The organism is Streptomyces sp. NBC_01089, from assembly GCF_045162975.1.
In the GTDB taxonomy this organism is placed as follows: domain Bacteria; phylum Actinomycetota; class Actinomycetes; order Streptomycetales; family Streptomycetaceae; genus Streptomyces.
The window spans coordinates 2,599,012-2,625,413 of sequence record NZ_CP108660.1 but is presented as its reverse complement, the minus strand read 5'-3'; the positions used below and the strand labels follow the sequence as shown (position 1 = coordinate 2,625,413).

Annotated in this window: 22 protein-coding genes; 8 read left to right on the top strand and 14 right to left on the bottom strand. The window is 70.9% G+C overall.

Annotated features, from left to right (window positions below):
* Positions 1–3 precede the first annotated feature (3 nt).
* Positions 4–1,992: an ATP-binding protein gene (locus OG510_RS11475; RefSeq protein ID WP_406136688.1), complete on the top strand. Its 1,989-nt coding sequence runs from the start codon at positions 4–6 to the stop codon at positions 1,990–1,992.
* A 159-nt stretch (positions 1,993–2,151) separates the two neighbouring features.
* Here OG510_RS11475 and sodN read toward each other — a convergent pair whose 3' ends face one another.
* On the bottom strand, positions 2,152–2,547 hold the full coding sequence (sodN, locus tag OG510_RS11470; protein WP_164266635.1) for a superoxide dismutase, Ni: 396 nt from the start codon (positions 2,545–2,547) through the stop codon (positions 2,152–2,154).
* A gap of 142 nt (positions 2,548–2,689) precedes the next feature.
* Here sodN and sodX point away from each other — a divergent pair, with 142 nt between their 5' ends.
* Positions 2,690–3,115: a nickel-type superoxide dismutase maturation protease gene (gene sodX, locus OG510_RS11465; RefSeq protein WP_406136687.1), complete on the top strand. Its 426-nt coding sequence runs from the start codon at positions 2,690–2,692 to the stop codon at positions 3,113–3,115.
* Here the strand turns inward: sodX and OG510_RS11460 are convergent.
* From OG510_RS11460 to OG510_RS11445, 4 genes are all read right to left on the bottom strand, one after another.
* Positions 3,019–3,648, bottom strand: a complete 630-nt coding sequence (locus tag OG510_RS11460; protein WP_406136686.1) for a CGNR zinc finger domain-containing protein — start codon at positions 3,646–3,648, stop codon at positions 3,019–3,021. The genes sodX and OG510_RS11460 overlap by 97 nt on opposite strands.
* 261 nt (positions 3,649–3,909) lie before the next feature.
* Positions 3,910–4,671: an amino acid ABC transporter ATP-binding protein gene (locus OG510_RS11455; RefSeq protein WP_164266632.1), complete on the bottom strand. Its 762-nt coding sequence runs from the start codon at positions 4,669–4,671 to the stop codon at positions 3,910–3,912.
* Positions 4,668–5,603 (bottom strand): amino acid ABC transporter permease, encoded by a 936-nt coding sequence (locus OG510_RS11450; RefSeq protein ID WP_406136685.1) that lies wholly within the window; start codon positions 5,601–5,603, stop codon positions 4,668–4,670. The genes OG510_RS11455 and OG510_RS11450 overlap by 4 nt, the downstream gene beginning before the upstream one ends.
* Before the next feature lie 29 nt (positions 5,604–5,632).
* Positions 5,633–6,580, bottom strand: coding sequence for an ABC transporter substrate-binding protein (locus OG510_RS11445; protein WP_406136684.1), 948 nt, complete (start codon positions 6,578–6,580; stop codon positions 5,633–5,635).
* 561 nt (positions 6,581–7,141) lie between these two features.
* Here OG510_RS11445 and OG510_RS11440 point away from each other — a divergent pair.
* Together OG510_RS11440 and OG510_RS11435 are read left to right on the top strand one after the other, a co-directional pair.
* A complete protein-coding gene (locus OG510_RS11440; protein ID WP_406136683.1) occupies positions 7,142–8,356 on the top strand; it encodes an NADP-dependent malic enzyme in 1,215 nt (404 codons plus the stop codon).
* A 375-nt stretch (positions 8,357–8,731) separates the two neighbouring features.
* The gene (locus OG510_RS11435) at positions 8,732–9,697 is read left to right on the top strand and encodes a zinc-binding dehydrogenase (RefSeq protein ID WP_406136682.1); all 966 of its coding nucleotides are present in this window, start codon (positions 8,732–8,734) and stop codon (positions 9,695–9,697) included.
* 100 nt (positions 9,698–9,797) lie between these two features.
* Here OG510_RS11435 and OG510_RS11430 read toward each other — a convergent pair whose 3' ends face one another.
* Together OG510_RS11430 and OG510_RS11425 are read right to left on the bottom strand one after the other, a co-directional pair.
* Entirely contained in the window at positions 9,798–11,009 is a 1,212-nt protein-coding gene (locus tag OG510_RS11430) for a helix-turn-helix transcriptional regulator (RefSeq protein WP_406136681.1), read from the bottom strand.
* A 1-nt stretch (position 11,010) separates the two neighbouring features.
* The gene (locus OG510_RS11425; RefSeq protein WP_406136680.1) at positions 11,011–11,862 is read right to left on the bottom strand and encodes a DUF4097 family beta strand repeat-containing protein; all 852 of its coding nucleotides are present in this window, start codon (positions 11,860–11,862) and stop codon (positions 11,011–11,013) included.
* A gap of 152 nt (positions 11,863–12,014) precedes the next feature.
* Between OG510_RS11425 and OG510_RS11420 the strand changes: the two genes are divergently transcribed.
* Positions 12,015–12,824: a hypothetical protein gene (locus tag OG510_RS11420; RefSeq protein WP_406136679.1), complete on the top strand. Its 810-nt coding sequence runs from the start codon at positions 12,015–12,017 to the stop codon at positions 12,822–12,824.
* 240 nt (positions 12,825–13,064) lie between these two features.
* Here OG510_RS11420 and OG510_RS11415 read toward each other — a convergent pair whose 3' ends face one another.
* From OG510_RS11415 to OG510_RS11395, 5 genes are all read right to left on the bottom strand, one after another.
* Complete coding sequence (locus tag OG510_RS11415; protein WP_164267593.1) at positions 13,065–13,250, bottom strand: DUF6104 family protein; 186 nt, start codon at positions 13,248–13,250, stop codon at positions 13,065–13,067.
* A gap of 130 nt (positions 13,251–13,380) precedes the next feature.
* Positions 13,381–17,226, bottom strand: coding sequence for a multifunctional oxoglutarate decarboxylase/oxoglutarate dehydrogenase thiamine pyrophosphate-binding subunit/dihydrolipoyllysine-residue succinyltransferase subunit (locus OG510_RS11410; protein ID WP_406136678.1), 3,846 nt, complete (start codon positions 17,224–17,226; stop codon positions 13,381–13,383).
* A 269-nt stretch (positions 17,227–17,495) separates the two neighbouring features.
* Positions 17,496–18,662: an ATP-binding protein gene (locus OG510_RS11405; RefSeq protein WP_406136677.1), complete on the bottom strand. Its 1,167-nt coding sequence runs from the start codon at positions 18,660–18,662 to the stop codon at positions 17,496–17,498.
* Positions 18,659–19,396, bottom strand: coding sequence for a response regulator transcription factor (locus OG510_RS11400; protein ID WP_406136676.1), 738 nt, complete (start codon positions 19,394–19,396; stop codon positions 18,659–18,661). Before OG510_RS11400 ends, OG510_RS11405 begins: the two co-directional genes overlap by 4 nt.
* 132 nt (positions 19,397–19,528) lie before the next feature.
* Positions 19,529–20,215 (bottom strand): spermidine synthase, encoded by a 687-nt coding sequence (locus tag OG510_RS11395; RefSeq protein WP_406136675.1) that lies wholly within the window; start codon positions 20,213–20,215, stop codon positions 19,529–19,531.
* 164 nt (positions 20,216–20,379) lie between these two features.
* Between OG510_RS11395 and OG510_RS11390 the strand changes: the two genes are divergently transcribed.
* A complete protein-coding gene (locus OG510_RS11390; RefSeq protein ID WP_406136674.1) occupies positions 20,380–21,246 on the top strand; it encodes a rhomboid-like protein in 867 nt (288 codons plus the stop codon).
* 82 nt (positions 21,247–21,328) lie between these two features.
* Complete coding sequence (lon, locus tag OG510_RS11385) at positions 21,329–23,731, top strand: endopeptidase La (protein WP_406136673.1); 2,403 nt, start codon at positions 21,329–21,331, stop codon at positions 23,729–23,731.
* A gap of 93 nt (positions 23,732–23,824) precedes the next feature.
* On the opposite strand, the gene OG510_RS11380 is transcribed toward lon, so the two are convergent.
* The gene (locus OG510_RS11380; RefSeq protein ID WP_406136672.1) at positions 23,825–24,658 is read right to left on the bottom strand and encodes a lysozyme; all 834 of its coding nucleotides are present in this window, start codon (positions 24,656–24,658) and stop codon (positions 23,825–23,827) included.
* A 223-nt stretch (positions 24,659–24,881) separates the two neighbouring features.
* Between OG510_RS11380 and OG510_RS11375 the strand changes: the two genes are divergently transcribed.
* On the top strand, positions 24,882–25,364 hold the full coding sequence (locus OG510_RS11375) for a MarR family winged helix-turn-helix transcriptional regulator (RefSeq protein ID WP_406136671.1): 483 nt from the start codon (positions 24,882–24,884) through the stop codon (positions 25,362–25,364).
* A 92-nt stretch (positions 25,365–25,456) separates the two neighbouring features.
* On the opposite strand, the gene OG510_RS11370 is transcribed toward OG510_RS11375, so the two are convergent.
* Positions 25,457–26,239: a hypothetical protein gene (locus OG510_RS11370; protein WP_406136670.1), complete on the bottom strand. Its 783-nt coding sequence runs from the start codon at positions 26,237–26,239 to the stop codon at positions 25,457–25,459.
* Between the last annotated feature and the right edge of the window lie 163 nt (positions 26,240–26,402).

The window sequence follows — 26,402 nt, the reverse complement described above, 5'->3', positions numbered from 1 at the left end:
AGGATGAACCAGTCGTCCAACGACCTGAGCGGAACCGTGACCGGGACAGTCGTCCAGGCCGGTCACGTGGGGGAGTTGCACCTCGCGTCGCCGGTGCCGACGGCCCTGGCCGGTCTCCCTCCGGCCGCTCCGGAATTCACCGGCCGTGAGACGGCTCTGCGGACCGTGGCCGATGCGCTGCGGTCCGGTGCCGACGGCGGCACGCCGGTCGTGGTGCCCACGCTGGTGGGCACGGCGGGCGTCGGCAAGACGGCGCTGGCGCTGCGCGCCGCCCATGACGCACTGGCGGCCGGGTGGTTTCCGGGCGGGGTGCTCTTCATCAACTTCCAGGGCTACGACGAGGACCGCAGGCTGCGGACCGATGTCGCCCTGTCCGTCGTCCTCAGCGCACTCGGCGTCCCCGACGAGCACTTCCCGCCCACGCTCCAGGGCCGGCTGTCGCTCTACCACTCCAAGCTGGCCGACCTCGCCGCCCAGCGGCGTGCGGTGCTCGTGATGCTCGACAACGCCGCGTCGACGGACCGGATCGGCGCCCTGCTGCCGGGGCCCGCCTGCCACCGTGCCCTGGTGACCAGCCGTCACACCCTCGGGGATCTGCCCGGTTCGCGGATCGTCGACCTCGGCGTACTCGATCCGCCCGAGGCGGGCGCGCTGATAGCCCGTACGCTCCGTATGCGGCGCCCCGACGACACCCGTACCGAGGACGAACCCGGCGCCGTGCGCGACCTCGCCGGGCTGTGCGGCCATCTCCCGCTGGCCGTCGCCGTCGTGGCGTCGATCCTCGCCGGCGACCCGGACCAGTCGGTCGGCGAACTCACCGCGGCGCTGCGCGACCGTGCGACCCGCCTGGCGGAGCTGTCGTACGGGAGCGGCCGTTCCGTCACCGCCGCCTTCGACCTGTCGTACGCCACACTCGGCCCCGACGAGGCCCGTACCTTCCGGCTGCTCTCCCTCAACCTCGGGCAGCAGGTGAGCGCCGAGGCCGCCGCCGCGCTCACCGGCCTCCCCGCACCACGGGTCCGCAAGCTGCTCGGCGCGCTGCGTGCGGCGCACATGGTCGAGCCGGGCAGGCCGCGCGGCTGGTTCCGCCTGCACGACCTGCTGCGCCTGTACGCCGAAGGGCTGCGCCGCGAACAGGACGACGAGGAAGCCACCGGAGCGGCCATCGACCGGCTGCTGGCGCACTACCGGGACTCCGCCAGGGACGCCACCGGGAGGATCGTGGAGGCCGCGCGCCACGGCCTGCGTGACGACGCGTCGGAGCGCTGGCTCGACACCGAGCGGACGAACCTCAGGACCGCCCTGTACCTCGCCCGGACGCACGGCCGCTACACGGCGGGCCTGCCGCTCGCGCACGACGTGAGCTGGTTCCTGCGCCGCCAGCAGGACTGGGCGGCCGGCCTGGAGGCGTGCGACATGGCGGTGAGCTTCGCGCGCCGCGGCACCGACAGCGGGCAGGAGGCCCTGGCCCTCTACAACAAGGGCGACTTCCTCAAGCACAAACAGGACTACGCCCTGGCCCTGCACACCTTCGCGGAGGCGCTGGACATGTACCGCCGGATCGGCGACCGCGCGGGTGAGGCCCTCACGCTGCACAGCATGGGCACGGCCGCCCGGCGCAGGGGCCGGTACGCGGAGGCGGAGACGCACTACCGCGCCGCACTGCCGCTCTTCCGCGCGGGCGAGGACGAACAGGCGGTGGCCCACACCCTGTACAACCTCGCCACGACCGCCCGTCACCAGGGCGACCACGACGCGGCCCACGACCACTACCACCGCGCGCTGGCCACCTACCGGGCGCTCGGCCACCCCGTCGGCGAGGCACGCACCCTGCACCACCTGGGCCTCCTCGCGCTTGCGGCGGACCGCCCGGACACGGCACGCGAGCACTGGGAGCGGGCCCGGACCGCGTACGAGGAGGCGGGCTTGCCACAGCCCGCCGGCGAAGTGACGGAGCTGCTGGACCGGTTGACGGGACCGGGGGCCGGATAGGGCCGGTGCCGCACAAGACCGGACAGGGCCGGTGCCGCACAGGGAAAGACCGCACCCGGCTCGCCATGGCCGCCTGTTACGGCGGCCTGCGGGCCGGGTGCGGTCACTTGGGCGGTCACGGACCCGCCACGTGCGCGGGTCGGGCCGTCCAGCCGTGGATCAAGCCTTCTTGGTCTCCCAGAAGATCTTGTCGATCTGGGCGATGTAGTCCAGCGCCTTCTGGCCCGTGGCCGGGTCCGTCGAGCCCTTGGCCGCCGACAGCGCCTTGAGGGCGTCATTGACGAGCTGGTGGAGCTCGGGGTACTTCTCGAAGTGCGGCGGCTTGAAGTAGTCGCTCCACAGCACCGATACGTGGTGCTTGGCGAGCTCCGCGCGCTCTTCCTTGATGACCGTGGCACGGGCACGGAAGTGCGGGTCCTCGTTGGCCTGGTACTTCTCCTGGACGGCCTTGACGGACTCGGCCTCGATACGGGCCTGGGCCGGGTCGTACACGCCGCAGGGGAGGTCGCAGTGGGCGCTGACCTTCACCTTGGGGGCAAACAGGCGGGAAAGCATGGAGCTGTCCTTCCTCGTGATCGTCTTCTCGGGTGGGACATTACTCCGTGAGAGGCCCGATTTCGCGAGTGCCCCCTGGGGCTTAGGACAAAAGTCCAGGGTCAGTATGGGACTGGTGGACGATCGGACCGGGAGGTGCCGGATGACGGATCAGGGGCGGGAGACGCGGGCTCCGTTGGGTGTGGCGGAGGTGACGGGGCCGTCCATGGTGCCCACCCTGCTCCACGGTGACCAGCTGCTGGTGCACTACGGCGCCGAGCTCAGGCCGGGGGACGTGGCCGTGCTCCGCCATCCGCTGCAGCAGGATCTGCTGATCGTGAAGCGCCTGATCGAGCGGCGCGACGGGGGCTGGTGGGTGCTGGGGGACAACGCGCACGCCGAAGGCGTGGACAGCCGCGCGTTCGGCACCGTGCCCGAGGACCTGCTGCTGGGGAGGGTGCGGGCCAGATACCGGCCCATCACACGGGGCCGTCAGCGCTCGGCCGCTGTGCTGCTCTCCTGGCTGGCCTCGGCGGTGCGGCCGGTGCCGGCCGACCGGGCCGTCTCCAGGCGCTTGCGCGCGCGGTAGGCGGCCACGTTGGCGCGGGTCGCGCAGCGGTCCGAGCAGTAGCGCCGGGATCGGTTTGTCGATGTATCGAGATAGGCGTTGCGGCACGGCGCTGCCTCGCACAGGCCGAGCCGGTCCACCCCGTACTCGGTGAGATGGAAGGCCAGCCCCATCGACGCGATCGCCGCGTAGCCGGATGTCGCGTTGGACGGGTGGTCGGCCAGGTGCATGTGCCACAGCGGACGGCCGTCGTCGTCCCGGTGGTCGTGGCCCGAGATCTGCGGCGAGACCGGGAACTCCAGCAGCAGCGAGTTCAGCAGGTCCACCGCGAGCGTCTCGTCCCCTTCGTCCGCTGCCGTGAACACGGCGCGCAGCCTGCCCCGTACCGAGCGGAAGCGGGTGACGTCGGCGTCCGTGGCGCGCCGGGCCGCCGACGCGTTGGCCCCGAAGAGGTCGCGCACCGCGTCGACCGAGGTCAGGGAGTCCTTGTTGCGGGCCGGCTCCTCGGTGTTCACCAGGCGCACGGCGTAGTCCGAGTAATAGGCCAGTTCCACTTTTAGTCCTTACGGAGGCGGTCCGGTGTCGACGGTCGGGCGGCCGTAATGGCTGCTCATCCTTCGAGGGTATTACTTGAGCGCCTCGCCGTCGGGCACCCCGGTGCCCGCCGTGAAGCAGTCCCCGGCGCGGCGGCGGGGGTGGTGGCGTGGCGCGCGAAGGGCCTTCGGGATGAAAAGGATGAAAAGGGCGGACAGGGTGAAGAGGGGGTACGGGCCGGGTCGGCCCGTACCCCCTTCACGTACGCCTGCTGCGACGGCTCACAGCACCTTCGACAGGAACGACTTCGTCCGCTCGTGCTGCGGGTCGGTCAGGACGTCCCGCGGGTGGCCCGACTCGACGACCACGCCGTCGTCCATGAAGACCAGCGCATCGCCGACCTCCCGGGCGAAGCCCATCTCATGGGTCACGACGATCATCGTCATGCCGTCCTCCGCGAGGCCGCGCATCACATCCAGGACATCGCCCACCAGCTCCGGGTCGAGCGCCGACGTCGGCTCGTCGAAGAGCATCAGCTTCGGCTCCATCGCCAGCGCGCGGGCGATCGCCACCCGCTGCTGCTGGCCGCCCGACAGCTGCGTCGGATAGCTGCCCGCCTTGTCGGAGAGCCCGACCCGGTCCAGCAGCCGCTCGGCGCGGGCGCGCGCGACGGCCTTGGCCTCGCCGCGCACCTGGACCGGCGCCTCCATCACGTTCTCGATGGCCGTCATGTGCGGGAAGAGGTTGAAGCGCTGGAAGACCATGCCGATGTCCCTGCGCTTCAGGGCGACTTCGCTGTCCTTGAGCTCGTAGAGCTTCTCGCCCTTCTGCCGGTAGCCGACCAGGTCCCCGTCGACGTACAGCCGTCCCGCGTTGACCTTCTCCAGGTGGTTGATGCACCGCAGGAACGTCGACTTGCCTGAGCCCGACGGGCCGATGAGGCAGAACACCTCACGCGGGGCGACCTCCAGGTCGATCCCCTTGAGCACCTGAGTCGGCCCGAAGGACTTGTGGACGCCCTCGGCCTTCACCATCGCCGTCATGCGGACACCCCCGAACGGTTGCTGAAGGAAGCCAGATTCGCCTTGACCCGCTGGAACGGGGTCAGCGGCAGGCTGCGGCTGGAGCCGCGCGCGTAGTAGCGCTCCAGATAGAACTGGCCGATGGAGAAGAGCGTCGTGAGCACCAGATACCAGGCGGCGGCCAGGAACAGCATCTCCACCGCGGCCCCGGACGTCTGCCCGATGTCCTGGGCGGTCCGGAGCAGTTCGTAGAACTGCACGGCGGCCACCAGCGAGGTGGTCTTCAGCATGTTGATGACCTCGTTGCCGGTCGGCGGCACGATGACCCGCATCGCCTGCGGCACCACGATCCGCGCCAGCGTCTTGGCCTGGCTCATACCGAGCGCGTGCGCCGCCTCCGTCTGGCCCTCGTCGACCGCGAGCAGGCCCGCCCGGCAGATCTCCGCCATGTACGCGGCCTCGTTCAGGCCGAGCCCGAGCAGCGCCGTCAGCAGCGGCGTCATAAAGCTCGACCAGTAGTCCTTGTAGATCGGACCGAGGTTGATGTACTGGAAGACCAGGCCCAGGTTGAACCAGACCATCAGCTGGACGAGGACCGGGGTGCCCCGGAAGAACCAGATGTAGAACCACGAGATCGACGCGGTCACCGGGTTCTTGGACAGCCGCATCACCGCGAGGATGACGCCCCCCACGACACCGATCACCATGGAGAGCACGGTGAGCAGCAGCGTCTGGCCGACGCCGTGGATGATCCGGTGGTCGAAGAAGAAGTCCGGGATCGCCCCCCAGTTGATCTTGCCCTGGGAGAAGGCGTAGATGATCGCCGCGAGCAGGGCGACGGCGACGACCGCGGCGACGTACCGCCCGTAGTGCCGGACGGGGATGGCCTTGATGGCCTGCGGCGCGGTGGGCGGCGCGTCGACGGCGCCGGCCTTTTCCATGTCAGCAGTCATAGGTGATACCTCTCAGCTCCGGCGTCCGGTCAGGATCCGCCGTTGAGCTTGGCCGTGGTGACCGCGCCCTGCTCGGCGCCCCACTTGGCGAGGACCTTGTCGTACGTGCCGTCCTTGATGATGGCGTTCATCGCCTGCTGGATGGCCTTGGTGAGCTGGTCGTTCCCCTTGGCGATGGCGATGCCGTACGGGGCCGCCTGGACCGTGGGGCCGACGACCTGGAAGTCCTTGCCGCCGCCCGAGGTCTTCACGGCGTACGCGGCGATGGGGGAGTCGGCCGAACCGGCGTCGGCGCCGCCCGAGCGCAGCCGGGTCTGGGCCTGCTGGTCGTCGTCGAAGGGCTGGATGGTCAGCTTCTTGCCGGCCGGACACTTCTTGGCCTGCGCCTTGGCGAGGTCGTGGGAGACCGTGCCGCGCTCCATGACGACCGTCTTGCCGCAGAGGTCGCCCCAGGTCTTGATGCCCTCGTCCTTGCCCTTGCGGGTGTAGATCGAGACACCGGCGGAGTAGTAGTCGACGAAGTCGACGCCCTCGCCGACCTTCTTGCCGTCGGCGACGCCGTTCTGCCGGTCCTTGGTGTCGGTCATCGCGGACATCGCGACGTCGTAGCGCTTGGCGCGCAGACCGGTCACCAGGCTGTCGAACGTGCCGTTCTCGAACTGGAACGTCACCCCGAGCTGCTTGCCGAGCGCCGCCCCGAGGTCGGGGTCGATCCCGGCGACCTTGCCCGAGCTGTCCTTGAACTCGACGGGCGCGTACGCGATGTCCGAGCCGACCCTGACGGTGCCCTTGTCCCGGATGGCCTGCGGCAGCAGATGCGCGAGCGGCGCGGCCGAGGAATCGCCGCCCTTGGGGCCGTCGTTCTTGGTCTGGTCGCCGCAGCCGGTCAGCAGCAGCGCGCCGGCGACCGCGATCGCGCCGACCGCGGCTGTCCGGGACTTCATTGCGGCCGTGCGGCGAGTGGAGCGTGCGGTCATGGTGGTGGTCCTCCGGCGGATCAGAGACAGCTGAATGCTGGAGCCGCGGCACACGGTGTTCCGGTGCCACGACCATGTGTGGATGACGGCATCTTGCCAGCCGCACTGGTCCAATCAGGTCGCTGGTCATGTCAAAATCGGGTAACGGGTCACCCCCGTTCTCCACTTGGCCGGTACGGCACGACCGGACCATCTGCTGGCAAACGCACCTTCCGCCGGAGGATCTCCGGTGCGCCCCGCACCGTTCCGGGGCGCGTCTCGAAGGATGGACTTGTGCCGCGGCACCGGGCCGACCAGGCCGGATATCCCGCTATGAGTCATCTCACCGCGTCGGTGCGGACTCGATATGGACTCGTCCGATGTGCGGTCCATCCGGTAGAACAGACGGTTACACCCCTCATCCGGGGCTCAGGGCGCGTGTGCGGCGCGCCCGCGCGTATGTACCTCCCCCCGCCCGGCGGGCCAACCGGCCGGCGCGGGGCACATAGGCGGTGCCCGCCCACCCCTCCTCAACCAGGAGTGGCCACCCTCAACTGATGAAGACTTAAGGGGTAACAACCAATGGCAGCGGAGATCGTCAATCCTCGCAGCGAAAGTTTCAGCACTTCCTCGCAGGACGAGGAGACCTTCGACCCGGTGTTCGCCCTGCATCGCGGCGGCAAGATGGCAGTCCAGGCCACGGTGCCGGTGCGCGACAGGGACGACCTGTCCCTCGCTTACACGCCCGGTGTCGCCAAGGTGTGCAGCGCCATCGCCGAGAAGCCGGAGCTGGTCCACGACTACACCTGGAAGTCGCAGGTCGTGGCAGTCGTGACGGACGGTACAGCGGTGCTGGGGCTGGGTGACATCGGCCCGGAGGCGTCCCTTCCGGTGATGGAGGGCAAAGCCATCCTCTTCAAGCAGTTCGGCGGCGTCGACGCCGTGCCGATCGCGCTGGCGACCACCGACACGGACGAGATCATCGACACCGTCGTGCGGCTCGCCCCGTCCTTCGGCGGCGTCAATCTGGAGGACATCTCCGCGCCGCGCTGCTTCGAGATCGAGCGCAGGCTCCAGGAGCAGCTGGACATCCCGGTCTTCCACGACGACCAGCACGGCACCGCCGTGGTCACCCTGGCGGCCCTGCGCAACGCGGCCACCCTCACCGGACGCTCGCTGGGGCAGCTGCGTGCGGTGATCTCGGGTGCGGGCGCCGCGGGTGTCGCCATCGCGAAGATCCTCATCGAGGCCGGGATCGGCGATGTCGCGGTGTGCGACCGCAAGGGCATCGTCTCGGCTGACCGCGACGACCTGACCGAGATCAAGCAGGAGGTCGCCGGCTTCACCAACAAGGCGGGGCTGACCGGCTCGCTGGAGACCGCGATGTCCGGTGCGGACGTCTTCATCGGGGTTTCGGGCGGTACGGTCCCCGAGCCGGCCGTCGCCTCGATGGCAGAGGGTTCGTTCATCTTCGCGATGGCCAACCCGAACCCGGAGATCCACCCCACGGTCGCCGCCAAGTACGCGGCGGTCGTCGCCACCGGGCGCAGCGACTTCCCGAACCAGATCAACAACGTGCTGGCGTTCCCGGGGATCTTCGCCGGGGCGCTCCAGGTGCGGGCCTCGCGGATCACGGAGGGCATGAAGCTCGCCGCGGCGGAGGCGCTGGCGGCCGTGGTGGCCGACGAGCTGAGCGCGGACTGTGTGATTCCGTCGCCGTTCGACGAGCGCGTCGCCCCGGCGGTCACCGCCGCGGTGGCGGCCGCGGCCCGCGCGGAGGGTGTGGCCCGGCGCTGAGGGTCTCCGGGGGCGGGGACGGGGGTGGAGGAGTGAGGCCGGGCGGTCCGTGCGATGCGCGGGCCGCCGGAGCCTCGTCTCCCCTCTTCTTCTTCGGGGCTCGGCCGTCCGGTGCCTCGCCCGGCCGGTCTGTTGCGGCGCGGAGCCTCGCTCTCCAGGCGCGTTGCTCTTCCGGCGCCTTGCTCTTCCGGTGCCTCAGGGGTGGGCGTCTCGCTTTCCCGGCGCCTCGTGGGCCGGTGCCTTGCGCCCGGCCCGTGCTTCGCGCGCCGGCTCGAGGGCCGGCCCTCGCGGGCCGGTCCCGGCCCGGCCAAATGCAGGCAGCGTCACACTCGTGGCCGGTTCCCTTGCGGAACCGGCCACGCCTATCGTCGGGGCATGTTCGCCGCCTACGCAGCCCGCATCGACCGTGACCACCCGCTCAACGGCCTTGAGCTGGGGGAGCGTCCGGCCCCCGAGGCCAGGCCCGGCTGGACGACGGTCGACGTCAGAGCCGCCTCCCTCAACCACCACGACCTCTGGTCGCTCCGTGGTGTGGGGCTCGCCGCCGACAAGCTGCCGATGATCCTGGGCTGTGACGCCGCCGGGGTCGACCAGGACGGCAACGAGGTCGTCCTGCACTCCGTCATCGGGCAGACCGGTTACGGGGTCGGGCCGAAGGAGGGGCGGTCCATCCTGACCGAGAAGTACCAGGGGACGTTCGCCGAGCGGGTCACCGTCCCCGAGTGGAACGTGCTCCGCAAGCCGAAGGAGCTGAGCTTCGAGCAGGCCGCCTGTCTGCCGACCGCCTGGCTCACGGCCTACCGCATGCTCTTCACCAACGCCGGTGTGCGGCCCGGCGACTCCGTACTCGTCCAGGGCGCGGGCGGCGGTGTGGCGACGGCCGCCGTCGTACTCGGGAAGGCCGCGGGCCTGCGCGTGTACGCGACCAGCCGGGACGAGGCCAAGCGGAAGCGGGCCGTCGAGCTCGGCGCCGTGGACGCTTTCGAGCCGGGTACGCGGTTGCCCGAGCGGGTGGACGCCGTCATCGAAACGGTCGGGGCCGCCACCTGGTCACACTCCGTCAAGTCGCTGAAGCCGGGCGGCACTCTGGTCATCTCGGGCGCCACGAGCGGCTCCGACCCGGTGTCGGCCGAGCTGACGCGGATCTTCTTCCTGGAGCTGAAGGTCGTCGGCTCGACCATGGGGTCCAAGGACGAGCTGGAGGACCTGCTCGCGTTCTGCGCGGCCACCGGGGTGCGGCCCGTCATCGACGAGGTACTGCCGCTCGACCGGGCCCGCGAGGGCTTCGAGAAGATGGCGTCGGGCGAACTCTTCGGCAAGATCGTGCTGACCGCGGGCTGATCGCGGCGGACGGCCCAGCAGCCGCCGGACGGCGGCCGTGGTCGCGCCCGCCCCCGGGGTGCCGGTGGGGGCGGGCGCGATTCTCCCTTGTGAGGGAGTGTCAGGACCGGGGCCCGCGCAGCGCGGCGCCGATGTGTGCCGCCGCTGCCGACAGATGCCGCCTGGCGTCCCTGAGCTGGCTGTCCGTCACTCCGTGGTCGCGTGCCGCGTCCCTGATGTCGTCGCGGAAGCGGTCGAGCAGCCGGTCCAGGTCCCGGGCCGGGTTGCCGGACGGCTCCTCGTGCGCCCACTCCGGCTCGGGCGCCGGACGGCTGCCGCCCTTGTCGAGGTCGACGGGCGTCGCCGGGTCCGTACCTGCGGCGTCGGCGCCCGTGGCGGCGCCCGCGCCTGCCTCCGTACCGGAAGGCGTGTCGGTGCCCGCGCTGGTGCCCGTGCCCCACTCGGTACCGGAACCGGCGTCCGTACCGGAGCCCCCGTCCGTACGGGAATCCGAGCCCGCGCCGGAACCACCCGAGCCCGCCCCCGGCTCCGCGGGGCGTCCGAAGCGGCCCAGTTCCCGGGTGAATTCGGCGAGCCCCTCGCGTACCCCGGCGGGCCAGTCGCCGCGAGCGAAACGGTCCTGGACCTGCTCGGCGACCCGCTGCAGCTGCTCACGTGCGTAGTCCTGGGCCTCCCTGGCCTGGCGCCGTGCCTGCTGGGCGTCCTCGCGGGCCCGGCGCGACTCGTCCTTCGCCCGGCGCGCCTGCTCCTTCCACTCCTGCTTGGCGCGCTTGAAGTCCTCCTTGGCCTGGCGCCAGCCCTCCTTGTCGGTCCAGCTCCCGTCGAAGAAGTCGGAGGCTTCCGGGAATCCGGGGAACGGCCGCCCCGCACCGGAAGCGCCGCCGCCGGAACCGGGGCCCGCCGCGCGGCCGCCGCCCGACGCCCCGCGCGCCTCCTTCGCCGCCTGGCGGATCTCGCGCCGCAGGTCGTCGGCGGACCCGCTGACGTCGGCCCGGATCTCCGCGGCGAGTTCGGAGACCGACTCGCGGATCTCCAGCTCCAGATCGGCCAGTTCACCGCTGCGGCCCGCCAACTCCGCGCGGCCTGCCTCGGTGATCGAGTACACCTTCCGGCCGCCCTCCGACGCGTGGGTGACCAGCCCCTCCGCCTCCAGTTTGGCGAGGCGCGGATAGACGGTGCCCGCGCTCGGCGCGTACAGCCCCTGGAAGCGCTCCTCCAGGAGCCTGATCACCTCGTAGCCGTGGCGCGGGGCTTCGTCCAGCAGCTTCAGGAGGTAGAGCCGCAGTCGGCCGTGGGCGAAAACGGGGGCCATGTCAGAGCACCTTCTCGGCGATGTCGTCCTGTGCGGGCCTGCGCAGCAGGGCGATGGCCCCGCTCACGGTGGTCGCCCTGAGGCTGCCCGTGCCCGCGCCGTGGGTACCGGTGATCTTCTTGGCACCCCACTGGCCGCTGACCCGCAGATCCTCGAAGGCGTTCGACACGGCGCCGCTCGTGGTGTTCGCGCTGACCTGCGCGTCCGTCGGCTGGGCCAGCCGGATGGCGACCTCGCCCGAGACGGTCGTGAGGGCGATATCGGTCGGCTCGCCCGCCGCGTCGAGGTCGACGACCATGTCGCCGCTGACCGATTCCGCCCGTACGGACGAGCCGGTGCCCTCGATCACGGTGAGGTCACCCGAGACCGAGTGGAAGCGCAGGTTTCCGCTGACGGCCTGGGCCTCGACGTTCCCCGACACGGTCTCGGCGAGCACCGTGCCGGAGAGGCCGACCAGGGCTGTGTCACCGGTGACCCCGCGGACCTCCGTACGCCCCCGGACCCCGGCGACGACCGCGCCCGCGCCCACCACACCGACCTCGACCCGCGCCGATGCGGGCACCGCGACCGAGACGACGGCCCTTCGGTGCCAGCCCCTGCGGTCGAGCCACTTCAGGAAGCCCTTCCAGGGCAGGTCCTCGTAGGCCACCGTCAGCGTGCCGTCCCGCAGCGTCACCACCAGCGGAGGCCCCTCGATCTCGGAGACCTCCAGCCGGGCACCGCCCTGCTCGGTCAGCACGGCGTCGTCGGTGCCCACGACATTGACCGTGCCGTTCACGACGCGCACGTTCAGTGCCGTCACCGGTTCGTCGAAGGAGAGCTTCTGGGGCTCCGCCACTGACCTCTCGGACATGGGACTGACCTCCATGGGTCGGCTGATGGGCCGCGGGCCGGGTCGGCCGGCCGCGACGCAACATATCGCGTCTTCTGCAGAACACGATATATCGCGGTTGGGTGAAGTCAAGCGCGCGGGTGGAACATCAGGATTTGTCCTAGCGTGGTGCTATGTCAGAGAACGCCACAGGTGCCCTGCTGCTCTGCCGGGCTGACCCGGCCGCCGTACGAACCCGGGCCCGGGCGCTGGGGGAGCAGCTGCTCATCGCCCCCGCGGGCGAGCAGTGGAGTGTGCTGGTCCCCGAGGAGAAGCCCTGGCTGCACGGGGACGAGCCGGTCGACCGGGTGGCCGGCGGCTGGGTCACCACGCTCGCGGTCTCGTCCGACTGGCCGGTGCTCGCCCTCTGGTGGGACTGCGACAGGTCGGGGCTCACGCTGGCCTCCGGCTTCCGGCGGCCGGTCGGCTATGTATGGCGCGCGGACGGCACCCCGGTCGGTGAGGACGGGGCGATGCGCACGTTCGGCGCACGGCTGCGGCTCGATCCCGTACTGGATCTCCAGGCGCTGACCGAGCTCACCCTCCCGGACCCGCTCGCCGACTCGCACTCCCGGCTGACCGGCCTCACCGCGGTCCTGGAGCGGGCCGGCCTCGCCCTGCCCACCGGCCTCACCCCAGGCGACCCCGCCGACCGGCTGCGCGAGGTGGCCAGGATCCACCCGGCCACCGGGCGGATCGAGCCGACGGGTCTGCGGGAGGCCGTACGGGCGGAGCTGGCCGCTTTCGAGGACGGCGCGCTCGGCCCCTGGCTGCGCGGACCGCGCGCCCGTGCGCTGGGTGCGGTCCAGCTGGCGGCGGGTGTGCCGCTCGCGCTCTGGGGCTTCAGCCGCCGCAGTGGCGGCTGGACCACGGCGGCCGCGCTGTTGATGGCGCACGGGGTGCTCGGCCTCGCGTACGACCGGATGCGGGCGGCGGGCAGCTGAGCCGGCGCTTGGCTACGGCAGCTCTGTAACGGCGCCCGGCTTCCGCAGCGCTGTGCCGGCGCCCGGCTTCCCCAGCTCTGTACGGGCGGCCCGGCCCCGCACAGCGCTGTACAGGCGCCCGGGGCTCCCACAGCGCTGTATCGGCGCCCGGCTCTCGCAGCGCAGAGCCGACGTCCGGCCCCCGCAGCCCCCTGTGCCAGGCGGCCCGGCTCCCGCAGCCCTGGTACGCCCCCCTGCGCCTCAGTCGTCGTCCTCGTCCTCGTCGTCCAGCCGGGCCAGCCAGGTCGCCAGGCGCTCGACCGGAACTTCGAAGTCCGGGTTCAGGTCGACAAACGTACGCAGCTGCTCGGCGAGCCACTCGAAGGTGACCTCCTCCTCGCCCCGCCGCTTCTCCAGTTCCTCGATGCCGCGGTCGGTGAAGTACACGTGTCGCTCCTGATGCGTTCCGGATGTTCCGTTTCCAGATTATGCGCGGTGGCGCCGCCCGGAGACGCCGAGGGGCCCGGACGCATCGCACGACGCGTCCGGGCCCCTCGGGCGTTCCCGCTGGTGCTGCCTAGGCTTCGAAGACCTCGGCGACCAGCTGGGCCTGCTCGGCCTGGTGGCGCTTGGCGGAGCCGACCGCCGGCGACGAGCCGTGCGGCCGCGAGATGCGGCGCAGGCGCTCACCGTGCGGGACGTCGGCGCCGACCGCCAGGTCCAGGTGGTCGATCAGGTTGAGCGCGATGAACGGCCACGCACCCTGGTTCGCCGGCTCCTCCTGCGCCCAGAGGTACTTCTCGGCGTTCGGGAACTTGGCGATCTCCGCCTGCAGTTCGGCACCCGGCAGCGGGTACAGCCGCTCCAGACGGATGATCGCGGTGTCCGTGACGCCGCGCTTGGTGCGCTCCGCGTCCAGGTCGTAGTAGACCTTGCCGGCCGTGAAGACCACCTTGCGCACGGCGCTCGGGTCGACGCTGTCGTCCCCGATCACCGGACGGAAGCCGCCCGTGGTGAACTCGTCCGCCTTCGACGCGGCCGCCTTGAGGCGGAGCATCGACTTCGGGGTGAAGACGACCAGCGGCTTGTGGTGCGGGTTGTGCACCTGCCACCGCAGGAGGTGGAAGTAGTTCGACGGGAGCGTCGGCATGGCGACCGTCATGTTGTTCTGCGCGCACAGCTGGAGGAAACGCTCCGGGCGGGCGGACGAGTGGTCCGGGCCCTGGCCCTCGTAGCCGTGCGGGAGGAGCAGGGTGACGCCGGACGTCTGGCCCCACTTCTGCTCGGCGGCCGAGATGTACTCGTCCACCACGGTCTGCGCGCCGTTGACGAAGTCACCGAACTGCGCTTCCCACATGACCAGCGACTCCGGGCGGGCCAGCGAGTACCCGTACTCGAAGCCCATCACCGCGTACTCGCTGAGCAGCGAGTCGTAGACGTTGTAACGCGCCTGGTCGTCGGAGAGGTAGAGCAGCGGGGTGAAGTCCTCGCCGGTCTTGCGGTCGATGAGCACCGCGTGGCGCTGGCCGAAGGTCCCGCGGCGCGAGTCCTGGCCGGAGAGGCGCACCGGGGTGCCCTCCAGGAGCAGCGAGCCGATGGCGAGGGTCTCGCCCATCGCCCAGTCGATCGTGCCGTCGTCGATCATCGCGGCCCGGCGCTGCACCTGCGGCAGCAGCCGCGGGTGCACGGTGATCCGGTCCGGGATGTTGACCTGCGACTCGGCGATCCGCTTCACGACCTCCTGGGAGATCGAGGTGTCCACGGCGACCGGGAACTCGGCCTGCGGGACCGGCACCGATGCCTCGGCCGGCTCCGACGTGGCCTCGCGGACCTCCGCGAAGACCTTCTCCAGCTGGCCCTGGAAGTCCTGGAGCGCCTGCTCCGCCTCTTCCAGCGTGATGTCGCCGCGACCGATGAGGGACTCGGTGTAGAGCTTGCGCACCGAGCGCTTCTTGTCGATCAGGTCGTACATCAGTGGCTGCGTGAACGAGGGGTTGTCGGCCTCGTTGTGACCGCGGCGGCGGTAGCAGATCAGGTCGATGACGACGTCCTTGTTGAACGCCTGGCGGAACTCGAACGCGAGGCGCGCGACGCGCACCACGGCCTCCGGGTCGTCGCCGTTCACATGGAAGATCGGCGCCTCGATCATGCGGGCCACGTCGGTGGCGTACATCGAGGAGCGCGACGACTCCGGGGCGGCGGTGAAGCCGACCTGGTTGTTGATGACGATGTGCACGGTGCCGCCGGTGCGGTAGCCGCGCAGCTGCGACATGTTGAGGGTCTCGGCGACGACGCCCTGGCCCGCGAAGGCCGCGTCGCCGTGCAGCGCCACCGGCAGCACGGTGAAGTCCGTGCCGCCCTTGTTGATGATGTCCTGCTTGGCGCGTGCGATGCCCTCGACGACCGGGTCGACGGTCTCCAGGTGCGAGGGGTTGGCGGCCAGCGAGACCTTGATCTGCTCGCCGTCGAGGCCGGTGAAGGTGCCCTCGGAGCCGAGGTGGTACTTCACGTCGCCCGAGCCGTGCATCGACTTCGGGTCGAGGTTGCCCTCGAACTCGCGGAAGATCTGCGCGTACGACTTGCCGACGATGTTGGCCAGCACGTTGAGACGGCCGCGGTGGGCCATCCCGATGACGACCTCGTCGAGGCGCGACTCGGCCGCCGAGTCGATGACCGCGTCGAGCAGCGGGATGACGGACTCGCCGCCTTCGAGCGAGAAGCGCTTCTGGCCGACGTACTTGGTCTGCAGGAAGGTCTCGAACGCCTCCGCCGAGTTCAGCCGGCGCAGGATGCGCAGCTGCTCCTCGCGCTCGGGCTTGGCGTGCGCGCCGCGCTCGATGCGGTCCTGGATCCACTTGCGCTGCTTGGGGTCCTGGATGTGCATGAACTCGACGCCCGTGGTGCGGCAGTACGAGTCGCGCAGGACGCCCAGGATGTCGCGCAGCTTCATCATCGACTTGCCGGCGAAGCCGCCGACGGCGAACTCGCGCTCCAGGTCCCACAGGGTGAGCCCGTGCTCGATGATGTCCAGGTCGGGGTGCTTGCGCTGCTTGTACTCCAGCGGGTCGGTGTCGGCCATGACGTGGCCGCGGACCCGGTAGGAGTGGATCAGCTCGAAGACGCGGGCGGCCTTGGTGACGTCATTGTCGTGCGAGACGTCGATGTCCTTGAGCCAGCGGACCGGCTCGTACGGGATGCGCAGCGCCTCGAACAGGTCGTCGTAGAAGCCGTTCTCGCCGAGCAGCAGGTTGGCGAGGATCCGCAGGAACTCGCCGGAGGCGGCGCCCTGGATGACCCGGTGGTCGTAGGTCGAGGTCAGGGTCATGACCTTCGAGATGCCCAGCCTGTTCAGGGTGTCCTGCGACGTGCCCTGGAACTCGGCCGGGTAGTCCATCGCGCCGACGCCCATGATGAGGCCCTGACCGGGCATCAGACGGGGCACGGAGTGGACGGTGCCGATGCCGCCGGGGTTGGTGAGCGACGCGGTGACCCCGGTGAAGTCGTCCATCGTCAGCTTGTTCGCGCGGGCGCGGCGGACGATGTCCTCGTACGCCTGCCAGAACTCGAAGAAGTTGAGCGTCTCGGCCTTCTTGATGGCCGCGACGACGAGCTGGCGGTCGCCGTTCGGCTTCACCAGGTCGATGGCGAGGCCGAGGTTGACGTGGGCCGGCTTGACCAGCGTCGGCTTGCCGTCCTTCACCGCGAAGGAGTGGTTCATCGACGGCATGGCCTTGAGGGCCTGCACCATCGCGAAGCCGATGAGGTGGGTGAAGGAGACCTTCCCGCCCCTGGCGCGCTTCAGATGGTTGTTGATGACGATGCGGTTGTCGAAGAGCAGCTTCACCGGGACCGCGCGGACGGACGTGGCCGTCGGCAGTTCGAGCGAGGCGTTCATGTTCTTCGCGACGGCGGCGGACGGGCCGCGCAGCGTCACCAGCTCGGGGCCGGCCGGGGCCTCGGGCGCGGCGGCGGGCTCGGCCTTCGCCGCGGGCTTCGCGGCGGCGGGCTTCGCGGTGGCGGCCGCGGGCTTCGCTGCGGCAGGCGCGGCCGGAGCCTGGGCCTGCGGCGCTGCGGGCGCGGCAGCCTGGGGAGCAGGGGGCGCGGCCTGAGCCGCTGGCGTGGTGGGAGCAGCCCCCGCGGCTGCGCCACCCTGCGTGGCGGCCACCCGGCCGCTTTCGCCCGACTGGTGTGGAGGGCTCGCGCTCACCGGGTCCGCACCCGCGGTGGGAGCACCGGCAGAACCTGGCTTGTAGTCGGCGAAGAAGTCCCACCAGGCTCGGTCGACCGAATTCGGGTCCTGGAGGTACTGCTGGTAAATCTCGTCGACGAGCCACTCATTGGGACCAAAAGCGTCGGCAGGACTCTTGCCCTGCTCCTCCTGGTCGGTCGAGATGCTCGAATTACTGGGGGACTGAGACGACACGGCGGCAACCGCCCTCTTCCGCTTCACAAGGTGATGGACAGCGGAAATAAAGGCTACGCCTCCCTGGCCTGGAGGTGCAGGCTGGGCGGGTCAACGTCGTGCAAGTCACACTTGAAAGCTGGTTTCGGGGCTTGAAATGGCGGGAAACAAGCGTGGTTCCGCACCATGGGGGTATGACGCATCACAGCTACCGCCCCATGGCCGGCACCCTCTGACGTGCTTACCCGCGGGTTCCGTGCGGAACCCGAGCTTCCGCTGAAGACTTTACGTCAACTTGGTGTTCTCGATACGCCCGGAAGAGTGACGCGTATCCGGCAGCCACGGGATGATTCGGCCACCCCGATGCGCCCGCCGTGCAGATCGACCGCCCAGCGGGCGATGGCGAGCCCGAGTCCGGTGCCGCCGTCACTGCCGGGGCCGTGCGGGGACGGTGCGTGGCCGCGGTTGAAGCGCTCGAAGACCCGGTGCCGCTCGGACTCGGGGATACCGGGGCCCTCGTCCATGACCTCCAGGTCCAGCGACTCCGGCTGCGGGCCGCGCCGGGCGCGGACCGTGACCCGGCCGTGCGGCGGGGAGTGCTTGACCGCGTTGTCGATCAGGTTCGCGACCACCTGATGGAGCCGCTCGGCGTCCGCGTGCGCCGTCAGCTCGGGCGGCGAGACATCCAGATGGAGGTGGACGTCCGTCCGGGTGTGCCGGCCGCCGGAGCCCGTCGCGCCCGCGCGCTGCACGGCTGCGAGATTCGCCTCCTTCAGCACGCCCGAGAGATACGGCCACACCTCGAAGCGGCCCGCCTTGAGCGGCACCACCCCGTTGTCCAGCCGGGACAGGTCGAGCAGCGTCTCGACCAGCCGGCCGAGCCGCTCGGTCTGTTTGAGCGCCGTACGCATCGTCTCGGGGTCGGCGGCCGACACCCCGTCCACGACGTTCTCCAGCACCGCCCGCAGCGCCGCGATCGGGGTCCGCAGCTCATGGGAGACGTTCGCGACCAGCTCCTTGCGGTGCCGGTCCACCGCCTCCAGGTCCTCGGCCATGCGGTTGATGGTCGTGGCCAGATCGCCCAGCTCGTCCCGGCGGTCGGCGCCGCTCACCCGCCGGGTGTAGTCACCGTGCGAGATCGACCGGGCGACCGTGTTCATCTCGTCCAGCGGCGAGGTCAGGCTGTGCGCGACGAACTGGGTGATCAGCATCGAGGCGATCACCGAGAACACCGTGATGAACCGCAGCTCCGTCTTGGTCCGCAGCGCCACCAGCAGCAGCCCCGTGGTGATGAAGACCGACACCACCACCAGCGTGCCGAGCTTGGCCTTGATCGAGACCGGGAAGGGCCGCTGCCGGTTCCACGGCCAGGGCCTGGGCAGCGCCCGGGCCAGCTCGCGGCCCAGGTCCCGGGGCCAGGTGGCGCTCCAGGTACGCCGGTACCGCGGACGGTTCATGGTGCCGGGGTCTCCAGCGCGTACCCGACGCCGTGCACCGTACGGATACGCTCCGCGCCGATCTTCCGGCGGAGCGCCTTGATGTGGCTGTCCACGGTCCTGGTGCCGGAGGCGTCGGCCCAGTCCCAGACCTCGGCGAGCAGCTGCTCGCGGGAGAGGACGGCACGCGGGGTGTTCGCCAGGCAGACCAGCAGATCGAACTCGGTGGGCGTCAGATGCACGTCGTCGTTGCGCACCCGCACCCGCCGCTGCGCGTGGTCGATCTCCAGCTCGCCGAGGCGCAGGATGCCGCTGCGCGGGGTCGACGCGGCGATGGTCGCCCGCTCCACCCGCCGCAGCAGGACATGGACCCGCGCCGCCAGCTCGCGCATCGAGAACGGCTTGGTCATGTAGTCGTCGGCGCCGACGCCGAGCCCGACCAGCATGTCGGTCTCGTCGTCGCGTGCCGTCAGCATCAGGACCGGTACCGGCCGCTGCGCCTGCACACGACGGCAGACCTCAAGGCCGTCGAAGCCCGGCAGCATCACGTCGAGGACCATCAGGTCCGGCTGCCAGCCCTGGGCCGCGTCCACCGCGGCGGGGCCGTCCGTGGCCGTCTGCACCTGGAAACCCTCGGCCCGCAGCCGTGCGGCGATGGCGTCGACGATCGTCGGGTCGTCCTCGACGACCAGCACCCGGCGCTGGGCGCCCGGGGTGGCCGCGACGCCGCTGTGGGTGGTGTGTGTCTGCTCCATCGCCCGCCCCTGGAAGTGCGCTCATGGTGTGCGTTCTGCTGCGTACGCGGCTGAAGCCCAGCTGCGTTCTTGGACAAGGCGTCCACATCTCATCTGCCGGTCAGCAGACTAGATGCCCGGACGCCGTCCCGGCTACGCAGGGCGAACACCGAGATGGACCACGTCAGGCACGCCCCGGGCAACTGGGATCTCTTCCGTCCTTACCCTGGTGAACCCGGCATTCCGCAAGGCTTCCTCAAAAGTCGCCGAGGGCTGAGCCGACCAGACGGCCAGGATTCCTCCCGGTTTGAGGCGTTCCATACACGCTGTGAGGCCGCTCGCGGTGTACAGACCGCCGTTGTCATCGGTGACCGTCCACCCCGGTCCGTTGTCGATGTCCAGGCACAAAGCGTCATATGCCGATGTGGATCCGTGCATGTGTGCGACCAGATCGGTGGGCAGGATCACAGTCCGGGGATCGGCGAGAGCCGCGCCGGAGATCCGGGCGAGCGGGCCCTCCCGGTGCCAGTCGATGACGGCCTGCTCGCGTTCGACGACCGTGATCGGGCCCCAGCGGGGGTCGGCCGCAGCGTGTGCGAGTGAGAATCCGACGCCGAGTCCGCCGATGAGTACGGAGGGACGGTCGCGGCCGGCGGGCAGCCCGGCCAGCGCCACGTCGATCAGCAGCCGCTCCGAGCGGCCGTCCGACGTGTCCATCAGGAAACACCCGTTGGCGATGATCTCGAAGTGCTCCCCGCGCCGGCGCAGCACGACCTCGCCGTACGGGCCGTCGCGCCGGTCCAGCGTGCGTACGTCCTCGATGTCGCTGACGCTGCTCATGGTGGTGGGATCTCTCCTCCCGGGCCGGCCCCGGACGCCACGGGGGGTGCGGGGGTTGCTTCGTGTGGTACGCGTCATAGGCGCGATCGGAGGCTATCCCGGAGAGTGAACACCAGGGGAAGCGGAGTCCAACGGACAGACCGACGGCCGACGGGACGGACAGAGTGCACCACATACCGCGGACAGGGAGCCCGGCCGGTGGCCCCGGCCGCACCCTGGCGCGCGTGCTGCGGCTGCTGCCCACCCCGGCCGGAACGCCCTTCACCTTCGGTTACGTCCTGGTGCTCGTCGCCACCTCGCTCTTCGCCGAGCACGCCGACCCGCACACCGTCACCGCCCTGCTGCGCGACTCCAGTACGGACATGGCGCACCTGGCCCGTACCCCGCTGCTCGTCCTGGTCGGCAGCGCCCTGTGGATAGCGGGCGGCCTGCTCTCGGTGTCCACGCTCGGCCTGCTGCTCGTGCTCACCGCCCTGGAGCGCCGGATCGGCGCGCTGCGCACCGGCGCCGTGTTCCTGGCGGGGCATGTGCTGGCGACGCTGGCGACCGAGATCCCGGTCGGTGTCGCGGTCGCCGCCGGCCATCTCCCCGACTCCTCGCTCCACCGTTTGGACTACGGCATCAGCTTCGGGCTGATGACCGGTGTCGGGGCCCTGGCGGGACTGCTGCCGCCGCTGCTGCGCTGGCCCCTCCTGGCGGTCGTCGCCACGGCGCTCGGCCAGGCGCTGCTGACCCTCGGCGACCCGCTCACGGACTGGGGCCACCCGCTCTCGCTCGGCATCGGTCTGGCGTCCTGGCCGCTGGTGCGGCGCTGGGAGGCCGACAGAACCGGCCGGGCGCCCGCCTCGCAGGCCATGCCCGCCCCGCAGGCTGTGCCCGCCTCACCGGCGATGCCCACCCCGGCGGCCATGCCCGCCGGGCAGCCCCCGGCGCCCCCGCCGCCCGCCACGGTGCAGCCCCTGGCGCCGGAAGCGGCCGGTGCGGGCCCCGCCGACGCCCTCTCCGGTGGCCTCCACCGACCCGATCGCTGAGAGCGAACGCCCGCCCGGGAACACCAGGACCCTTCTTGGCATTGAGTCTGCATAGCTCAACTTCACTGCCTAAGGGGAGATCATGGCTGACACGTCCACACCGCTCACCCTGCCCGTGCTGCCGCTCGACGACGAGGTCGTGCTGCCCGGAATGGTGGTGCCACTGGACCTTTCCGACGCGGACGTACGCGCCGCCGTGGAGGCCGCCCAGGCGTCCTCCGCCCGCTCCAGTGGCAACAAGCCGCTGGTCCTCCTCGTTCCGCGCCTCGACGGCAGCTATGCGAGCACCGGCGTCCTCGGCACCGTCGAACAGGTCGGCAGGCTCTCCGACGGAGACCCGGGCGCCCTGGTACGCGGCCGTGGCCGGGTCCGTATCGGCGCGGGCACCACAGGCCCCGGCACCGCCCTCTGGGTCGAGGGGATCCGGGTCGACGAGACCGACCCCGAGCCGCTGCCCGGCGCCGTCACCGCGCTGGTCAAGGAGTACAAGGCGCTGGCCACCGACTGGCTGAAGAAGCGCGGAGCCTGGCAGGTCGTCGACCGCGTCCAGCAGATCGAGGGCGTATCGGCGCTCGCCGACAACTCCGGATACTCGCCGTTCCTCACCCTCGCCCAGAAGACCGAGCTGCTGGAGACCGCCGACCCGGTGGCCAGGCTGAAGCTCGCCGTCCAGTGGCTGGGCGAGCACCTCGCCGAGCAGGACGTCGCCGAGTCCATCGCCAAGGACGTCCAGGAGGGCGTCGACAAGCAGCAGCGCGAGTTCCTGCTCCGCCGCCAGCTGGAGGCCGTACGCAAGGAGCTCTCCGAGCTGAACGGCGAGGCGGACGACGAGTCCGACGACTACCGCGCCCGGGTCGAGGCCGCCGCTCTCCCCGGATACGTCAGGGAGGCCGCGCTCAAGGAGGTCGAGAAGCTGGAGCGCTCGTCCGACCAGAGCCCCGAGGGGTCCTGGGTCCGCACCTGGCTGGACACCGTCCTCGAACTGCCGTGGAACGAACGCACCGAGGACGAGTACGACATCAGGGGCGCCAAGGCCGTCCTGGACGCGGAGCACTCCGGGCTGGAGGACGTGAAGGAGCGCATCACCGAGTATCTGGCGGTGCGCAAGCGCCGTGCCGACCGCGGTATGGGTGTCGTCGGGGGCCGCCGCGGCGGCGCCGTACTGGCGCTCGTCGGCCCGCCGGGCGTCGGCAAGACCTCACTCGGTGAGGGAGTGGCGCACGCCATGGGCCGGAAGTTCGTCCGTGTCGCGCTCGGCGGCGTACGGGACGAGGCCGAGATCCGCGGCCACCGGCGTACCTACGTCGGCGCGCTGCCCGGGCGGATCGTGCGGGCCATCAAGGAGGCCGGCTCGATGAACCCGGTCGTCCTGCTGGACGAGATCGACAAGGTCGGCTCGGACTTCCGGGGCGATCCGGCGGCCGCCCTGCTCGAAGTGCTCGACCCGGCGCAGAACCACACCTTCCGCGACCACTACCTGGAGGTCGAGCTGGACCTCTCCGATGTGGTGTTCCTGGCCACCGCGAATGTGCTCGAAGCCATCCCGGAGGCGCTGCTCGACCGGATGGAGCTGGTCAGGCTCGACGGCTACACCGAGGACGAGAAGGTCGTCATCGCCCGCGACCACCTGCTGCCCAGGCAGCTGGAGCGCGCGGGTCTCGAACCGGGCGAGGTGACGCTCGACGACTCCGCGCTGCGCAAGCTGGCGGGGGAGTACACCCGCGAGGCGGGCGTACGGAATCTGGAGCGGGCCGTCGCCAGGCTGCTGCGAAAGGTCGCGGCCCAGCACGAACTGGGCGAGCAGCGGCTGCCGCTCACCGTCACCGACGCGGAGCTGCGGCCGCTGATCGGGCGGCCCCACCATGTGCCCGAGTCCGCCCAGGACCCGGCGGAGCGCCGTACCGCGGTGCCGGGGGTGGCCACCGGGCTCGCGGTCACCGGCGCGGGCGGCGACGTCCTCTTCGTCGAGGCGTCGCTGGCCGACGCCGAGACCGGTGCGGCGGGGCTGACGCTCACCGGACAGCTCGGCGACGTCATGAAGGAGTCGGCGCAGATCGCGCTCTCCTTCCTGCGCTCGCGCGGCGCCGAACTGGAGCTGCCGGTCGCGGATCTCAAGGAGCGCGGGGTGCACATCCACTTCCCGGCGGGCGCGGTGCCCAAGGACGGTCCGAGCGCCGGTATCACCATGACGACGGCGCTGGCCTCGCTGCTCTCCGGACGGCAGGTCCGTACGGACGTGGCGATGACCGGTGAGGTGTCGCTGACCGGGCGGGTGCTGCCGATCGGCGGCCTGAAGCAGAAGCTGCTGGCCGCGCACCGGGCGGGCATCACGACCGTGGTGATCCCCAAGCGGAACGAGCCCGATCTGGACGATGTGCCCGCCGAGGTGCTCGACACCCTGGAGGTGCACCCGGTGACGGACGTCCGCCAGGTGCTGGAGATCGCGCTGTCCCCGGCGGAGGTACGGGTTCCGGCGGCCGCCTGACGGCTGCGGCTCAGGGCCCCCGGCGCGGTGCCGGGGGCCCTGAGCAGGTCATGGCGTACGTCGTGCTGTTCGGTGGCCGTGGAAGCCGGGGCGTCAGCCGTTGGCGAGTGCCTGCACCCGGTCCAGCGCGCCGTTGAACTTGTCGTGGTCACCGACGGTCGGTCCTGACGAGGTGTACTGCCACATCGTCTGGAAGCCCCAGCCCGCGGGCAGCGCGCCGGGCGCCGAGGCGTAGCGGGCGATCCAGAGCGGGTTGGTGGCCCCGAAGCCGCTGTTGTTGCCCGTGCACTGCGTCCACCAGCTGGTCGCGGTGTAGATCACCACGTCGCGGCCGGTGAGCGACTTGTAGGTGTTGGCGAAGTCGTGGATCCAGGCGACCATCGATGCCGCGCTCAGGCCGTAGCAGGCGTCGCCGTACGGATTCCACTCGATGTCCAGCACGCCCGGCAGGGTCTTGCCGTCGCGGGACCAGCCGCCGCCGTGGCTGACGAAGTAGTTCGCCTGGTTCGCACCGCTGGAGTCGTTCGGGGTGGCGAAGTGGTACGCGCCGCGGATCATCCCGACGTTGTACGAGCCGTTGTACTGCTGCGTGAACGAGGGGTTCGTGTAGTAGTTGCCCTCGGTGGCCTTGGTGTAGGCCCAGCGGACACCGCTGCCCCACAGCGTCGCCCAGTCGACGTTCCCCTGGTAGCCGGAGACGTCGACGCCCTCGGTCTGGGCCGCGCGGGTGCCGATGGGGGCGCCGCCCTGGCCGTCGTGGGCGATGACGCCCATCCCCATGGTGGCCGTGCCGCGGGCCGGCGTGGCGGGGGTCTCGGTGGCCGAGGCGGAGCCGGGCAGGGCCAGCAGGGAGGTGAGGAAGGCGAGAAGGATCCCGACTGCGGCGATACGTCCGCGTCGGGCCGTTCCGGATCTGAGCACGGGCATGTGCGTGCCTCCGAAAGGCTCGGTGGGGGAGCTGGGAGAAGTCTCCGGCATGTCGTGGTGTGGACATGTCAGCGGTGACGACGCTACGCACGTAGACCCGTACGGCGGAAGGGGGCCCGGGTGCTGCCGTTGGTCTACTCCTGCGAAATACTGGTTCAGCTGCGGCGATGGCAGACGCTGAAAGAAACTTTCAGGATCGGGAAAGCTCGTAAGGGGTGCTGACGTGCACGACAGCGGTACTGGAAGTGAACTCCCCGTCCCACCCGAGAGTGGTGTGGACCATGAATTCCTCGCACTGGAGCGGGAGTTGACCGTCTTCCTGCGCCGCGCGCGGGCCTCGTCCGGCGAGATGTCCCGTGCCGTCCACCCCGACCTGGAGGCCGCCGCCTACGGACTGCTGGTCTGCCTCGACGAGTGGGGCGGGCAGCGCGCCACCGATCTGGCCGCCTATATCGGGGTCGGCCGGGCCACCATGAGCCGTCAACTGCGCTCCCTGGAGAACCTCGGACTGGTCACCCGGGAGCAGGACCCAGGCGACGGCCGGGCGTTCCTGGTGCAGCTCACCGTCGAAGGGCGCGAACGGATGCGCCGGGTGCGGGACGCGCGCCGGAGCGAGTACGTACGCAAGCTGGACGGCTGGGACAGGTCCGAGGTCGCGGAACTGGCCCGGCTGCTGCACCACTTGAACGCGCGCGCCGAGGACTGAGCCGAACGCACGCGCCGAGGGCCGAGTATCAGGGGGCTTGGGCCGGCCCGGAGCGGCCGGAAGCCGCGCCGGCCGCAGGCGGGCCGTACGTCCTACAGCTCCAGCAGTACGGCCGAAGCGTCGTCGTGCGTCTTGCTGTTCCGCAGGAAGGCGCGGTCCGTGTCCGCGTCCTCCAGCGCCCGCACCCGCCCGATCAGCGCCTGTGGCCCCTCCTTGCGCAGCACCGCGAGGCACTGCGCCCAGTCGCCCTCCCGGAACACCTCCACCCAGCGGCTCGCCCCGTCGCTGAGCGCGGCCAGCGCCCGTACCTCCGCAAGGGGGGTGCGCCCGGTCACCGCGCGCGCCGCCACCGTGGGATCGGCGGCCGCGGTGAAGAACCCGCCCTCCTGGTTCCGTGCCGCGTCGGCCGTCGCCTCGGTCGCCAGCACCTCGCGCGGCAGCCGGTCGAGCCGGTCGTCCAGCACCGCGCGTACGGCCCCCGAGGCGTCCTCCACCAGCAGCACCGAGTCGGACAGCACCAGGTGTTCCAGGGTCTCGGCGGACCAGCGCGCCATGACGACCGTCGCCTGCGGGGTCCGTACGTGAGAAAGGTCACAGATTGAGTCATGCGTTCCGGCGGTAAGGCGGATCGCCTCCGCGAGGACCTCACGCAGGGTCATATCCCGCCGCGAACCGGACAGTTCGACCAGGGAGCCGCCGAGCCGGGCGGTGAACCACGGCACGCCGTGTACACATCCGTCCGTCCCCGCCGGTGGAGTCACGCCGTCGAGCAGCACGAGCAGCCCGCCTTCTCCCGAGGCAGGCAGGACCGCACCTGTCCAGTCCTCGTTGGGGCGTTCGGGGGTGCCGGGGGTGGAGGCGAGTTCGATCCGCATACCGGTCAGTCTGCCCGAGGTCTTCACGACGGGCGCACAGCCACGGGCGAAAGGTACGGACCGCCGTCCGCGCCGTGAAACTTGGCACGGAATGTACGAGTCCGTGACCGCCCCGGGGCTCTGCGGGCGGGCATCCTGCCAAAGCCCGTCCGGAAGTTCCAAC

Excerpts from the sequence above, each read along its gene's own strand:
- OG510_RS11395 (WP_406136675.1), bottom strand. The coding sequence starts at position 20,215 with ATGAGCAGCGTCAGCGACATCGAGGACGTACGCACGCTGGACCGGCGC.
- OG510_RS11455 (WP_164266632.1), bottom strand. The coding sequence starts at position 4,671 with ATGACGGCGATGGTGAAGGCCGAGGGCGTCCACAAGTCCTTCGGGCCG.
- lon (WP_406136673.1), top strand. The coding sequence starts at position 21,329 with ATGGCTGACACGTCCACACCGCTCACCCTGCCCGTGCTGCCGCTCGAC.
- OG510_RS11420 (WP_406136679.1), top strand. The coding sequence starts at position 12,015 with ATGTCAGAGAACGCCACAGGTGCCCTGCTGCTCTGCCGGGCTGACCCG.
- OG510_RS11370 (WP_406136670.1), bottom strand. The coding sequence starts at position 26,239 with ATGCGGATCGAACTCGCCTCCACCCCCGGCACCCCCGAACGCCCCAAC.
- OG510_RS11445 (WP_406136684.1), bottom strand. The coding sequence starts at position 6,580 with ATGACCGCACGCTCCACTCGCCGCACGGCCGCAATGAAGTCCCGGACA.
- OG510_RS11450 (WP_406136685.1), bottom strand. The coding sequence starts at position 5,603 with ATGACTGCTGACATGGAAAAGGCCGGCGCCGTCGACGCGCCGCCCACC.
- OG510_RS11380 (WP_406136672.1), bottom strand. The coding sequence starts at position 24,658 with ATGCCCGTGCTCAGATCCGGAACGGCCCGACGCGGACGTATCGCCGCA.
- OG510_RS11425 (WP_406136680.1), bottom strand. The coding sequence starts at position 11,862 with ATGTCCGAGAGGTCAGTGGCGGAGCCCCAGAAGCTCTCCTTCGACGAA.
- sodX (WP_406136687.1), top strand. The coding sequence starts at position 2,690 with ATGACGGATCAGGGGCGGGAGACGCGGGCTCCGTTGGGTGTGGCGGAG.
- OG510_RS11405 (WP_406136677.1), bottom strand. The coding sequence starts at position 18,662 with ATGAACCGTCCGCGGTACCGGCGTACCTGGAGCGCCACCTGGCCCCGG.
- OG510_RS11475 (WP_406136688.1), top strand. The coding sequence starts at position 4 with ATGAACCAGTCGTCCAACGACCTGAGCGGAACCGTGACCGGGACAGTC.
- OG510_RS11440 (WP_406136683.1), top strand. The coding sequence starts at position 7,142 with ATGGCAGCGGAGATCGTCAATCCTCGCAGCGAAAGTTTCAGCACTTCC.
- OG510_RS11435 (WP_406136682.1), top strand. The coding sequence starts at position 8,732 with ATGTTCGCCGCCTACGCAGCCCGCATCGACCGTGACCACCCGCTCAAC.
- sodN (WP_164266635.1), bottom strand. The coding sequence starts at position 2,547 with ATGCTTTCCCGCCTGTTTGCCCCCAAGGTGAAGGTCAGCGCCCACTGC.
- OG510_RS11430 (WP_406136681.1), bottom strand. The coding sequence starts at position 11,009 with ATGGCCCCCGTTTTCGCCCACGGCCGACTGCGGCTCTACCTCCTGAAG.
- OG510_RS11400 (WP_406136676.1), bottom strand. The coding sequence starts at position 19,396 with ATGGAGCAGACACACACCACCCACAGCGGCGTCGCGGCCACCCCGGGC.